General features: G+C 58.7%; 16 protein-coding genes. 8 read left to right on the forward strand and 8 right to left on the reverse strand.

Features of this window, described 5'->3' with window-relative positions; all coding sequences use genetic code 11:
* Positions 1-6: 6 nt before the first annotated feature.
* The 3 genes from QP884_RS00315 to QP884_RS00325 all read left to right on the forward strand — a co-directional run bounded on the left by QP884_RS00315 (position 7) and on the right by QP884_RS00325 (position 1538).
* Positions 7-456: a hypothetical protein gene (locus tag QP884_RS00315; protein ID WP_239281598.1), complete on the forward strand. Its 450-nt coding sequence runs from the start codon at positions 7-9 to the stop codon at positions 454-456.
* A gap of 145 nt (positions 457-601) precedes the next feature.
* Entirely contained in the window at positions 602-820 is a 219-nt protein-coding gene (locus tag QP884_RS00320; protein ID WP_040425194.1) for a hypothetical protein, read from the forward strand.
* Positions 821-830: 10 nt separating this feature from the next.
* Positions 831-1538, forward strand: a complete 708-nt coding sequence (locus QP884_RS00325; RefSeq protein WP_005324405.1) for an AAA family ATPase — start codon at positions 831-833, stop codon at positions 1536-1538.
* Positions 1539-1551: 13 nt separating this feature from the next.
* On the opposite strand, the gene QP884_RS00330 is transcribed toward QP884_RS00325, so the two are convergent.
* Positions 1552-2859, reverse strand: coding sequence for an MFS transporter (locus tag QP884_RS00330; RefSeq protein WP_284820096.1), 1308 nt, complete (start codon positions 2857-2859; stop codon positions 1552-1554).
* 39 nt (positions 2860-2898) lie between these two features.
* Here QP884_RS00330 and thrC point away from each other — a divergent pair, with 39 nt between their 5' ends.
* The 4 genes from thrC to QP884_RS00350 are packed head-to-tail and all read left to right on the forward strand — an operon-like array spanning position 2899 to position 5877.
* The gene (gene thrC, locus QP884_RS00335; RefSeq protein WP_284820098.1) at positions 2899-4341 is read left to right on the forward strand and encodes a threonine synthase; all 1443 of its coding nucleotides are present in this window, start codon (positions 2899-2901) and stop codon (positions 4339-4341) included.
* 3 nt (positions 4342-4344) lie between these two features.
* Positions 4345-4491 (forward strand): hypothetical protein, encoded by a 147-nt coding sequence (locus QP884_RS00340; protein ID WP_239281580.1) that lies wholly within the window; start codon positions 4345-4347, stop codon positions 4489-4491.
* On the forward strand, positions 4469-5302 hold the full coding sequence (locus QP884_RS00345; protein WP_284820101.1) for a trypsin-like serine protease: 834 nt from the start codon (positions 4469-4471) through the stop codon (positions 5300-5302). The genes QP884_RS00340 and QP884_RS00345 overlap by 23 nt, the downstream gene beginning before the upstream one ends.
* Before the next feature lie 29 nt (positions 5303-5331).
* A complete protein-coding gene (locus QP884_RS00350) occupies positions 5332-5877 on the forward strand; it encodes an NUDIX hydrolase (protein ID WP_284820102.1) in 546 nt (181 codons plus the stop codon).
* On the opposite strand, the gene QP884_RS00355 is transcribed toward QP884_RS00350, so the two are convergent.
* From QP884_RS00355 to glnA, 5 genes are all read right to left on the reverse strand, one after another.
* The gene (locus QP884_RS00355) at positions 5874-6254 is read right to left on the reverse strand and encodes a hypothetical protein (RefSeq protein WP_284820104.1); all 381 of its coding nucleotides are present in this window, start codon (positions 6252-6254) and stop codon (positions 5874-5876) included. The genes QP884_RS00350 and QP884_RS00355 overlap by 4 nt on opposite strands.
* The gene (locus QP884_RS00360; RefSeq protein ID WP_284820105.1) at positions 6254-6463 is read right to left on the reverse strand and encodes a hypothetical protein; all 210 of its coding nucleotides are present in this window, start codon (positions 6461-6463) and stop codon (positions 6254-6256) included. Before QP884_RS00360 ends, QP884_RS00355 begins: the two co-directional genes overlap by 1 nt.
* 18 nt (positions 6464-6481) lie before the next feature.
* A complete protein-coding gene (locus QP884_RS00365; RefSeq protein WP_284820106.1) occupies positions 6482-7453 on the reverse strand; it encodes a TDT family transporter in 972 nt (323 codons plus the stop codon).
* 172 nt (positions 7454-7625) lie between these two features.
* Positions 7626-8531: an Abi family protein gene (locus QP884_RS00370; protein WP_284820108.1), complete on the reverse strand. Its 906-nt coding sequence runs from the start codon at positions 8529-8531 to the stop codon at positions 7626-7628.
* A 337-nt stretch (positions 8532-8868) separates the two neighbouring features.
* On the reverse strand, positions 8869-10302 hold the full coding sequence (glnA, locus tag QP884_RS00375) for a type I glutamate--ammonia ligase (RefSeq protein WP_204608276.1): 1434 nt from the start codon (positions 10300-10302) through the stop codon (positions 8869-8871).
* Positions 10303-10420: 118 nt separating this feature from the next.
* On the opposite strand from glnA, the gene QP884_RS00380 reads away from it, so the two are divergent.
* Positions 10421-10894 carry an RDD family protein gene (locus QP884_RS00380; RefSeq protein ID WP_239228206.1) on the forward strand — a complete coding sequence of 158 codons (474 nt, stop codon included), beginning with the start codon at positions 10421-10423 and terminating at the stop codon, positions 10892-10894.
* A gap of 75 nt (positions 10895-10969) precedes the next feature.
* Here QP884_RS00380 and QP884_RS00385 read toward each other — a convergent pair whose 3' ends face one another.
* Both QP884_RS00385 and lipA read right to left on the reverse strand, forming a co-directional pair.
* Positions 10970-11755: a DUF4191 domain-containing protein gene (locus QP884_RS00385; RefSeq protein WP_284820112.1), complete on the reverse strand. Its 786-nt coding sequence runs from the start codon at positions 11753-11755 to the stop codon at positions 10970-10972.
* 81 nt (positions 11756-11836) lie between these two features.
* On the reverse strand, positions 11837-12901 hold the full coding sequence (gene lipA, locus QP884_RS00390) for a lipoyl synthase (protein WP_005327094.1): 1065 nt from the start codon (positions 12899-12901) through the stop codon (positions 11837-11839).
* Between the last annotated feature and the right edge of the window lie 45 nt (positions 12902-12946).

Genomic DNA, 12946 nt, shown 5'->3' on the forward strand with positions numbered 1-12946 from the left:
AGCGGAGTGTATCGACATAAGCTCATCTACCTGTGGGCCTTTGTAGCCGTGGCCGTCATCGTGGCTATCGCTGTCGGGGTGTGGGCCACCAATCGCGATAATCCCCCCAAGGGGACGAAGACGGTGGGCGAGGCCGTGGCTGGTGGCGTGGTTCAGGAAGACATGCCCGCACAGGTCAATGGTGACATCATGGCCGATGATTCCACCGACGCCAACCGCGTGACCTCCCTGGCGAAGGCGCTGGGCATCCCGCTCAATTCCGTCCCGCGGGATATTACCCAGACGGAAAACGGCAAATCCGATGTGCGCGTCTACCTCGAGCGCGAGCTCAACAGTGCGGTGGAGTCTGGTGACATCAGCGAATCCGATGAAAAGGCAGTCCTCGTAGCATTTGAGCGAGGCCTTGTGATGCCGGCTAGCGATGGCATCGTAGCCGAGAGCTACCCGGCAAACTAGCCCTTTATTTCCTCGCGAACTGGGCGCGAAAATTCAGGCAACCCGCAGCTAGGCGGCATGGCCTTGGCAGTAACTCTTCCTAAGGTAAAACATCACAAATTGGTAACGGGCAGGGTGCTCGGTGCCGAAACCTCTGGAGGAGACTATGACTTTCAAGACCACGCTGTCGACCGCGGCGGGAGTACTCGCCGCCATTGCCATCCCCATCACCGGCGGGGTAGGGGTGGCTTATGCCGTCAATACCGTGCCGGCCGATACTATTGCCCAATCGGTTCCGGCCGGCGACTTGGGTGGCCACCTGAAAAACTTTGGCGCGGCGGCAGCGCAGGAAGATGCGCTGCGCGTACTCGATGAACTGAATTAACCTAGGGCCCATGCTGGTTGATGCCCTAAGCCTAAAGTTCAAGCCTGATGACTACCGCGCCGAGCTGCCTGTCTTCGACTACTTAGCTGATTTGGGCAGCTTCAAGCTGCGGAGTCCTGTCACCGTCTTTGTAGGAGAAAACGGTATTGGCAAATCGAGCTTGCTCGCTGGCGTAGCTAGTGATTTGGGCTGTTCACCTGCGGGCGGCCGCATGGATGACCCAGATGAAATCGTTCCTCGCAGCCCCATTCGCTGCGATACGGAGGAAGTGATCCAGCGTGCCTATTTCCTGCGCGCCGAAAAGCACGAGTACTTGATTGGACGTGGGGATTCAGCGGCCGAACGGGGCGGCCGTTCGACTCTTTCTCAGAACGTGGATTTGTCCCGCCGCTCGCACGGGCAATCAGTCTTTGACCTGCTCTATGAGCACATCAATGGCCAAGGTGTGTACATCCTGGATGAGCCAGAATCTGGGCTGTCCGTTATCCGGCAACTGGCCCTTGTAGGGGAAATTGCCCTAGCGGTTGACCGCGGCGCACAGGTCATTATTGCCACGCACTCGCCGATTCTTCTGGCCTGCCCTGGTGCGGACATTGTGGAGCTCAACGATACTGGCTTCGAGCGCATCGCCTTCGACGAAGCGGAAGCCGTGGCGGCAACCCGGGAGCTTTTGGCGGACCCTGAGGGGACCATTCGCTTCATCCTCAACCCAGAGTAATCAACCGAGGGGTCTAGGAAACCTCCACGATGGTGACCGAAGGCCCGTCTTCGCCCGCGCGACGGCGAAGGAAGTGGGTGATGACCACACCAATCATGCCTACTACCCACACAGCTAGCACCGCAGCCGCGGCGGCAGTGAAATCCGGCATGGAGTAATTAGGGGCGTCGGAGGAATGGTCCAACACCATGCCGAAGAGCTGCGCGCCCAACATGCCGGAGGTAAATCCGCCCATGTTTCCCAAGCCCGTAGCTGTGGCCACCACGGAGCGGTCCATGCGCTCACGCACGATATCGAAGCCATAGTTAGCCGTCGGTGTGCACAGCGCGGTAACGAAGGACACCACCAAAATTGCGACCAGACCGCTGTCGGTGCCAAAGGTAAAGAAAATCAGCCAGGTCAGTGCGTGAACCGCGACAAACCCGAGGCTAAGCCACGGGCGGACATGCTGCGCGCGGGAAGAAATTTTGCCGTGCAAGGGGCCGACGAAGACCAAAAATACCGCCAGCAAGGTAAGCACCAGGCTGGACTTGGCCTTGGATATCTCCATGCCCTGGGTCATCATGGGCATGCCCCACAGCATGACAAAGACGATGAGCGGGAGCATGCCAATGTAGTGGATGAAGTAAGCCTGCCAGGCCACTGGCGAACGGAATACCGTTTTCAAGCGGGCCGGGATGCTGGTGGCCTGCGAGTTGGGTGGTTCCTTCTCCGTGGGGATAATGCCTAACTTCTCTGGTGAGTCTGCTACCGCCACGATGGCGGCGATGGCTACCAGGATGCCTACCGCGCCAAGGGTGACGAAGGCGGCGGTCCAGCCGGCCGCACCCAGCAACCACAGGAAGGGCACCGCGGAAATGAACTGGCCCATCTGCCCCAACGACGACGTCACCTGGGTGAACATGGGGGTGCGGTGCAGTGGGAACCAATAGGGCAGGATGCGCATCACGGAGAGAAAGGCCGTGGCATCGCCTGCGCCGATGAGCACGCGCGCGGCAATGGCCACGCCATAGCTGGTGGTAAAGCCCAGGACGACCTGGCCAATGCCCATAATGACCGCGCCGACCACGAGTAGTAAGCGCGGGCCGAATTTATCAATCAAGATGCCGGTGGGGATTTGGGCTAGGGCATACACACCCAACTGCACAGAGGTAAAGACCGCGATACGGCCGGCATCGACATCGAAGCGCTCAATGGCATCCAAACCGGCCACACCAAAAGAGGTACGGCCGGTAATCGCTACGAGGTAGACCGCCATGGCGGCTACCCAAATGCTTAAAGCCTGAGTGGTAATGACTTCTCTGGGATTCGGCTGCGACATGGCTGATACCTTACGCCTTAACTACTAAGATTCTCTTGTGTGAAGTACATTTCGACCCGCGATACCGCCCGTCAGCCCGCATCTTTTACAGATATTCTCCTCGGCGGGCTTGCTCCCGATGGCGGTTTATACCTGCCGGAGAGCTACCCACAGCTAGATTCCGCCACTTTAAATTCATGGCGCACGCTCCTAGCAGACAAAGGCTACGCGGCGCTTGCGGCCGAGGTACTTAAGCTTTTCATTGACGATATTCCAGCGCAAGACATCGAGGCCATCGCCGCCCGCGCCTACACCAGCCCCAAGTTTGCGGACCCGGAAATTGTTCCCGTCACCGAATTAGGCGAGGGCCTTTTCATCGGCCATCTATCCGAAGGGCCAACTGCAGCATTTAAGGACATGGCCATGCAGCTTTTGGGGGAGCTTTTCGAATATGAGCTCGCCCGCCGCGGTGAGACCCTCAATATTTTGGGCGCCACCTCCGGCGATACGGGGTCCTCTGCGGAGTATGCGATGCGCGGGCGCCACGGGATTCGCGTTTTTATGCTCACCCCGGCCGGCCGCATGACGGCCTTCCAGCAGGCGCAGATGTTTGGGCTGGATGACCCGAATATCTTCAACATCGCCCTCGATGGCGTCTTCGATGATTGCCAGGATGTGGTCAAGGCGGTATCGGGAGATGCTGATTTCAAGGCCGCCTACCGCATTGGCGCGGTCAATTCCATTAACTGGGCACGGCTGATGGCCCAGGTGGTCTACTACATCTCCTGCTGGCTCAAGGTCACCGAAACCGCCGATCAAAAGGTTTCCTTTAGCGTTCCCACCGGTAACTTTGGCGATATCTGTGCCGGCCACATCGCCCGCCAGATGGGCCTTCCCATTGATCGCCTCATCGTGGCCACCAATGAGAATGACGTCCTGGATGAGTTCTTCCGCACCGGAAACTACCGGCCGCGCCCAGCCGCAGAGACCATGGCAACCTCTTCGCCGTCGATGGATATTTCGCGCGCCTCGAACTTTGAGCGCTTTGCGTTTGACTTGCTCGGCCGCGATGCAGCCGAAACCGCGGAGCTGTTCGGCACCAAGGTGAAAGAAGGCGGCTTTAGCCTCGACCACGACAAGATCGCCGCCGCCCGCGAGGACTATGGTTTCCTGTCCGGCTCCTCCAGCCATGCCGATCGCCTAGCCACCATCAAGGACGTACACGAGCGCTTTGATTACCTGGCGGATCCGCACACGGCCGACGGCATCAAGGTGGCCCGCGGCGCACAGCGCGAGGGCGTAGAAACGCCAATCGTGTGTCTGGAGACCGCGCTGCCGGTGAAGTTTGCCGAGACCATCACGGAAGCCATCGGCTCCGCACCCGAGCCGCCCGAGCGCTTTGCCGGCATCCTCGATGCTGAGCGGCACGTCAAGGACTTGCCTAATGATGCCGCGGCGGTCAAGGATTACATCACCACGTCGATTCAGAAAACGGAGGTTTAGACCATGGCCCTAGAAAATTTTGCCGGCCCAGAACACTACACCGAGTTTGATCCGGAAAAGTTCATCCGCGATCTCAAAGCCCAGGCGGAGATGGATGCGGAAGAGCAGAACAAGGACAATGCCGGTGATGCGGGCGCGGAGAGTAACTAGCGTCTTTGTAACGTGCACGGCCGCGTTCCTTGCGGCCTGCAGCCCGGTGCGGGGTGGGGAAGAACCAAGTTTCTCCGCCCTGTCTTATAAAAACCTCATTCCCAATGAGTCCTATTCCCCGGCCACGGCGCCGCTCGCTCCGGGCACCGCCTTGGATCTCTCCGGCGATGAACCGCGGCCGGGTGCCTACTTTAACTACCAGTCTTGTACCGCGGCATGGTCATTTACGCTTGCCGACGCCCGCACGATCGCCGTTACCGCTTCCCATTGCGGCAAACCCGGCGATAAGGTCTGGGCCGGAACCGCCGACGGCGACTTTAGCTACCCCGCCGAACCTATCGGCGAGGTCATCTACTCTGACTTTTATGCCGAAGACAGCCACGACCTCGATGTGGCTTTTATCGAGATCACTGGTAGCGCTGAGTACTATGTCCCCGGGGCGGTGGACAATAGCGTCGCCACCTCCCTGGCTCACCTGCCGCATCAGGTGTGCAAGCTTGGCCGCGTGACCGATGAGACGTGCGGCACGCTTTCCCATGATGCAGAGATGGCGCAGCTGAACTCGGAGGGACTCCAGCGGGATTCGCTCGCCGCTAGGGCGCGCGTATGCAGCACCAATGGCGACTCCGGTGGTCCGGTGTATGGCGAAGTAGAAGGAAAACAAACCATCGTGGGCGTGGTTTCCGGAACGACGCAACGCCTCGAAGAAGGCCACACCTGCCAAACCACGCCAACGGACATGGAGCTGTCTTTCACGTTGGCCACCGATATCCAGCTTCTAGCTAAAGAGGTCTTGGGACCCATGGCCTAAGTGCGCCGCACTGGTCTACGCTAGGTGGCATGCCGACTCCAGATTTTATTGTTCAGCTGCGCGAAAAGATTGGCCACGATCAGATCTTTGTGCCGGCCTGCAGCGCCATCATCATCCGCGATGTGCCGGCAGACGCCGCGCTCTGGGAAGTCCCCTCCGTGCTGCTAGTAAAGCGTTCCGATAACGGTACGTGGACCCCGGTGGAAGGAATCTGCGAGCCAGGCGAGGAAATTACTACCACCGCGCTGCGAGAAGTCAAAGAGGAAGTCGGCCTCGACGCCAAGGTGGAAGCGCTATTGGGCGTGGGGCAGTCCGGCCCTGTGACCTACCCCAACGGTGATGAGTGCACCTTCATGGGAACGGCGCTGCGCGTAGCAGTAGCGGAAGGCGCAGAGCCGGTCATCAGCGATGAAGAAAATACCGAGGCGGGGTGGTTCTCCGTGGCAAAGCTTCCCGATAGCGTCTCCCGCCGCCACCGCCTCATGATTGCCGATGCCGTAGCGCAAATGAAACATCCCCGCGGCTTCGCCCCACGCATGGGCTGGATGAAGCGCAGCGAGCAACCGGGGCTCTAGGGATAGTCTTCTGCGGCGTCGGCAAGCAGCGTGCACAGTTGCTGCGGGTTCTGGACGGCGATGAGCTCTTGGGCAATGCCATCGCGCGCATCGGCAAGGTCGTCATGGTCGCCGCAGGCAATCACGGTATCGCTGATAGTAAGCAAGAGCTTGCCGCGCCGGGCTAGGTCATAGAAGAGCGGGCAGTCTTGCGCGCCCCAGCGCCAGGCTGTGGCGTAGAAGTCCCGCGCGCCTGTGCCAAGCCACGACGTCTCCAAGAGCAGGCGGCCGCGGCGCAGGTAGATGCCGTCTCGCTGCAGGCCAGCGAGAACTTCCCTCACCGCAGCCACGTTGGCACGATCCCAGGCGATGAAGGTGATAGGGGAGCTATTATGCATTAGCGGCGCCGGCGACGATTGCCATCTGCGCGGCCACCTGAATAGGCGCGCACGGAATTCTCGCCGCCCTCGGGACCCAAGTCATCTATGCCCCAGGAATCTTCCGCATAGATTGCGTATTCTTTGCTCCAGTGCTCGCGCCGCGGTCGCGCTTCACGCGTGCGGCGGCCTTTGCGGCGCTTTCCTCGTTCGAAGCTGGCGTCTCGCATAGTGGCTGCGCCTCCTTGCTACCTGTTGGGCCCAGTCTTAATGAGCGGCTCTTCAGGTCCGGTTTCCTTCTTTCCTTCCCACACCCAGCTGAGGAAGCGGGTGGAGCACAGCATCCAGTGGGCGGTGAGGAGGACGGGGATGGTGAGCGCAATGGCGTCGATAAGCTCGGAGCCATTGACCAATGCCAGCTGGTGGCCGCCCATGCTCACGGTTCCCGGCGGGAACGTGCAGGACCACCAAGCCGGGGAGTACGGAACCCACCGTGCCACATTGGGATAGAAGGTAAACATCGCGTAGATGGATAGCGGAATGGCGATAATAAGCGCCGTAACGCCGTAATAGACGGATACCGGGCCAGGGAAGAGAATCTGCATTGCCGTGGTGGACTGGCCCACTACACCCAGCGGGACCCATGCGGTGGCTGATTTGGCGCCGGTGAAATCCACCTTGCCATGCCATGCGGCCCAGTACACGCGGGCGAAGGTGGGCACCGCCGTCACCAGGGACATGAAGAAAAATACCGTACCCATCACGTGGTAGAGCGGGCCGTAATCATTAGCCAGCCAACCGGAAACGGAAGCCGAAATCATAGGGCCGACCAGCGGCAGACCCCAGGTAAACTTCGGCTCGCCATCAAAGCGCGTGAGCTGGATAGCCCACGTAATAACCGTAACCGGGCCACCGATCCAAAAGCCCACGAGGCGGAATGTAGGGATATCCGTTAGACCCGAAAGCGCGGCACCGAGCGCCAAAATTCCGATGAAAAACATCGACCACTCCGCCATAGTGGTGCGCTCAAAGCTGGGGTGGCGGTAGCGCAAGAAGCCCGCGGTGAGAACGACAAAGATGACGCACGCGATGGCGGCAAAAATGCCGGCCAGGATCATCATGCCTTCTTCCACGAGCAGGCGCGAAACAATGGAGGTGCCCATGAGGCTGCCTCCCCACGCGGGGCCAGGGGCTGGGAGTTGGCGGAATCTATCAGTCACACCCACATGTTAATTTCTTTCGGTCGGGTTATCAGAATTTTGCTGTCGTTTTTGCTGGTGAGAACTCTCGCTAAGATTGCTTTTAGGGGCGGGGGTCAATCCCACATAAATGTGTGTCTGGGGTCGCAAGAAAAGGGCTGGAATACCATTGCGTGTTCATACAGCGAGGAGGCTATGAATGATGAGGATTCGCTATACCTTGGTGGAAGGCCGGATTTCGTTCGACCAGCTTCATATACTCATCCAAAAATCCACCCCACGAATTCGTAAGAAAGAGAAAGTTATCAAGGGCTACAATTACTGCCAGTAGTGAGTTCTCACCATAATTTTGACCCAAAACTCTCTCAGCACGTCGTTTCGTAGCATTGGATACTGCTGGTTGGTCCAAAACGAAACTGTTCCATAACCGAGCTGAGTGAGCGCATTTATTTCTCACGAATGTAAAAGAGCGCAATTGGCGCGCTAAGTATTGTTTCTTTACGCCAAGAATGGAACAAGTCTTTGCGTAAACCTGGTTGTGGTCGTTTCGGAAGCTTATTGCTTTCGACAACGTACCAAAGGACAGTGCCTCGACTGCCACCCAAATTGGGACATCGTAAACCCACCTTTCAGTGTCGGACCCTGAGTCCTTTTGGTATTTGTGGAGGTATGGTTCCTTAGACCGCTTGAGCTCACTGATAATTAGATCGTGTGTGGGCGGCATGGCCGGATTTGGTGGGCGCCGGTACGCAGTGGGCTGAAGATACTTCTCATAAGGAGAATGGATTTCACCTTCGCTGAGAGCAAAGGCCGTCCTGGCCGCAAGCTCTGCTTCTTGGAGCCCGCGGAGAAGAAGAGAACGAAGTTCGATGTCCAACCGGTAGATATTAACTATTTCATCCCACTGGGTGCCAGGAAAGAATTTGGCTTCGTTACCGGCTAAGTTTTCTTGGAAGTACCGCATGTAGCCCGAAAAGCGGTAATAATTTTGGCGCTCAAGGAAATCTTTAGCAGATTTTTCGGAAGGAAGGATTAACCCACGGCGTTGAATTAAACTGACTTGCTCTTCAATGCTGAGGAACTTCTTCCTGCGGTTCATTGCTTCAGAATAGCAAAGCCCCCCTCTCATATTGAGCTGTTCCTATGGGAAGCTTGGAGGGGGTATCGATTGACTAAAGTATAGCTCAAAATGCGCAATCTTAGTAATCATTTGCGCAAGGTTTTGCTCAAGTGCCATGCATGTGAAAACGCTGCGATAGTCAAACAACAAGGAGTGGGGCACCGCCAAGAACCGAGGGCGCTTGTCAATGTTGGGTGCAAAATTTCTGAAGCCAAAGTGCACATAGATCTGCAAAGCCCCCAATCGGCACTCAGCAATTAGGGAGCCTAGGAAGGCGGAAAGCCGGTGGCGAGAGGGGGTGTCGGCAAGCGCAGCTCTAGCAGTCGTAGTACATCTCAAATTCCTGCGGGGTAGGACGCAGGCGGACCGGGTTGATCTCGTTCTCGTACTTGTAGTTGATGTAGGTCTCGATGAGATCCTCGGTGAATACATCGCCTTCGGTGAGGAAGTCCATGTCCTCCTGCAGGGCCTTGAGGGAAGCCTCGAGGGAGGTCGGTGCCTGCGGGATGGACTCAGCCTCTGCTGGCGGCAGCTCGTAGAGGTCCTTATCCACCGGAGCGTGCGGCTCAATGCGGTTCTTTACGCCGTCGATGCCGGCCATCATCATGGCGGCAAAGCCCAGGTAAGGGTTGCCGGATGGGTCCGGTGCGCGGAACTCGATGCGCTTGGCCTTCGGGTTGGAACCGGTAATCGGGATACGGATAGCGGCCGAGCGGTTGCGCTGGGAGTACACCAGGTTAATCGGTGCCTCGAAGCCCGGTACCAAGCGGTGGTAGGAGTTCAGCGTCGGGTTGGTGAACGCAAGAACGGCACCAGCGTGGTGGAGGATGCCACCGATGTAGTAGCGGGCGATATCGGAAAGGCCTGCGTAGCCAGCCTCGTCGTGGAAGAGAGGCTTGCCGTCCTTCCACAGGGACATGTGGGCGTGCATGCCGGAACCATTATCGCCAGCCAGCGGCTTGGGCATGAAGGTTGCGGTCTTGCCCCACTGTGCCGCGGTCTGCTTGACCACGTACTTGAAGGTCTGAATGTCATCGCCCGCGTGCAACATGGAGTTGAAGCGGTAGTTGATCTCATTCTGGCCGGCGCCGACCTCGTGGTGGAAGCGCTCGATTTGGAAGCCAACCTTTTGCAGGTTCTCCACCATGGCGTCGCGTACTTCACCGTGCTTGTCATACGGCGCGGTGGGGAAGTAGCCGCCCTTCAGGCGGGTCTTGTAGCCGGTATTCGGGGTGCCGTCGAAGTTGGTCTCGCTATCGCGGTTCCACCAACCTTCATCGGAATCAACCTCGTAGAAACCGTGCTGGACATCGGTGCCAAAGCGCACGGAGTCAAAGAGGTAGAACTCGGCCTCAGCACCGAAGTTACAGGTATCGGCAATGCCGGTGGACTGCAGGTACTCTTCCGCCTTGCGCGCGATGTTGCGCGGGTCGCGGGAGAAAGGCTCAAAGGTAAATGGGTCGTGGACGAAGAACTTGATGTTCAGGGTCTTGGCCGTGCGGAACGGATCGATATGCGCGGTGGCTGGATCCGGCAGCAGGGTCATATCGGACTCATCGATGGTGGTGAATCCGCGGATAGAGGAGCCGTCGAAGGCAAGGCCATTTTCGGCATCTTCTACGGTGAACTCATCTGCTGGGATGGAAAAGTGGTGCTCGGTGCCTGGGACGTCCGTAAAGCGGATATCGACGAACTTTACGTCCTCGTCCTTAATAAATTGGACGATGTCCTGCACTGTCTCGAAAGACACGTTTGTCTCCTCGTTGTTGACCGGTGAACTGTCTCTCTATAGCCTACTAGGTTCCTACCGTTGGCATCGCGATTCCCCTCGTTTCACATCTCACTTTGTGCCCGCTAGATTGGTGAGCATGGCAGATAAGCGTACGTGGCTCGACGGGCCGAATATTCCGGGCGAATACGATGACATGGAAGGCCCTGGCCGCTGGCCGGGCGAAAAGCTCGGCCTTCCGGAGTCCGGGCCGGGATCACTGGCCCCCGTTGGCCGCCGCGCCGGCGCCGTGGCCATTGACTGGATCGTGTGCATGCTCATCGCCAACCTCATCCACATGTTCACGACGGAACTCGGCGGCGTGGCCTTCTTGGGCTACGCGCTGTGGGTAGTCATGGGCATCGTGTGTGGTTGGCTCTTTGCCCGCACCCCCGGCATGTTGCTGTTGGGTATGGGCGTGGCGCGACTTGACGTCCCCGGCGCCCGCGTGGGCCTATGGCGCGCCGCGCTGCGCACGGTGCTCACCGGTGTGCTTTTCCCGGCGGCCATGGTTGATGCGGATGGACGCGGTATGCATGACCGCGCCACCGGCACCATCGTCATTCGCTCCTAAGGTGCCCGACTTTTCTGGGCATAAGCTAATCCCTGCTACACCGTCGACGGTGTAGCAGGGATTAGCTTTAGGCGCTTATTTATTCTTCTTGCGCTGCTGGGCGCGGCGCATGCGGCGGTTCATGCCGGCCATGTTCTGCGCCTGGTGGGGCATAGGGCCCTTAGGCATGCCCGGGGTGGTACCCGGCATGGAGTCCATGGCCTCGATGCGGCGGATGTTTTCGTAGGTTTCGTTCTTATTGAAGTTGCGCGGCAGCTTCATGACCTTATTGCGCAGCTTGGATACGGGAACCTCGTCCTCGCCGTTGCCGACGAAGATCTCGTAGATGGGAACGCCGCCGGCGATCTTGTCTACACGCTTCTTAAGCTGGTTCAAGGTGGGGCGTACGCGGTTCTTATTGCCCTCGCAAACGAAGATGACGCCGGCGTTGCCGATGACGCGGTGGATAAGATCCTGTTGGCGGGTGGCGGCCACACCGGTCTTTACGGACCACACGATGCCCACGGTATTGCGCAGCTGCTGCTCCAGCGCCCAGCCGGCAGCGCCCGGCTGGTCTTCTACGCGCTTGTACATATCGCGCTCAAGGCGGCGGGTGAAGAGGAACATAGCGAGCAGCGCGCCGATGCCCAAACCGAGGATGAGCATGAACCACTCGCCGCCAAAAAGCAGGCCAATGAGGAAGAAGAGCAATCCCATGCCCAGGAAGGCACCCAGCATGATGGGGATAAGCGCCTTATCCTGCTTGCGCTGCATATTGAATGCTTGCCACATTTGGGACCAGGTTTGCTTACGCTGCTGGCGCTTGGCCGCGCGTTCTTGCTTCTTTGCAGCCTTTAGTGCTGCCTTGTCATCTTTCGCCATGGCTCCTACTTTAAAGGTCAACGGGCATAAATGTTAAAACGGCCCACGCGAAAAGCGCAGGCCGTTATGAAAACGTTCGGTTTAGCGGATGGTGGCCGCCGCCGAATTCGCATTAGCCGGGGTCTTGGCCATGCGGGTGGTCACTGGAGTCTCCTCCGAGGGGCCGTACTTCTCCAGCAGGGTGGAGGCCTCTTGGGCGGTGGCACCCTGGGAGGTCTCAGCCAGGTGCTTGAGGTTTTCCGGCAGCTCGAAGCCGCGCTTTTCCATGGCCTGCACGTAGAGGCGGCCGGCGCGGTAGGACGAGCGCACCAGCGGGCCGGACATGACGCCGCCGAAGCCGAGCTCCTTGGCCAGCTTGGAGTGGGCGACGAATTCCTCTGGGCGCACCCAGCGCTCAATCGGGTGGAAGCGCGGGCCGGGGCGCAGGTACTGGGTGATGGTGATGATATCGCAGCCAGCAGAGCGCAGGTCACGCAATGCTTCTTCGACCTCATCCTCGGTCTCGCCCATGCCCAAAATCAGGTTGGACTTGGTAATCAGGCCATAGTCGTGGGCCTGGCGGATAACGTCCAGGGAACGCTCGTAGCGGAAGGCCGGGCGGATGCGCTTAAAGATGCGCGGCACGGTTTCCAGGTTGTGGGCAAAGACCTCCGGCTTGGCCTCAAAGACCTCTTCCAAAAGGTCCGGCTTGCCGGAGAAATCCGGGGTGAGGTTTTCCACGCCGGTATGCGGGTTAAGCTCGTGAATCTTGCGCACGACTTCGGCGTAGAGCCAGGCGCCCTCATCCGGGAGATCGTCGCGGGTAACGCCGGTAATGGTGGTGTAGTTAAGGTCCATTTCCCGGATGTTTTCGGCCACGCGGCGCGGTTCGTCGCGGTCGAGTTCTTCCGGCTTGCCGGTGGCAATATCGCAGAAGTCGCAGCGGCGGGTGCACTTATCGCCACCGATAAGGAATGTAGCCTCGCGGGATTCCCAGCACTCGTGGATATTCGGGCAGCCTGCCTCCTGGCACACGGTGTGCAGGGAAGCGCCGGCCACGCGGGACTTCATGTCCTCGTAGCCCGGGCCGGTGCGGACCTGGTTGCGAATCCAGCGTGGCTTTTGTTCGATGGGTGACTCCGCATTCTTCTTTTCAATGCGGAGCATCTTGCGTCCTTCAGGCTTTACAGTCACAAAAACTCACTTTATCGG

Source organism: Corynebacterium tuberculostearicum (assembly GCF_030229345.1).
In the GTDB taxonomy this organism is placed as follows: Bacteria; Actinomycetota; Actinomycetes; order Mycobacteriales; family Mycobacteriaceae; genus Corynebacterium; species Corynebacterium tuberculostearicum_G.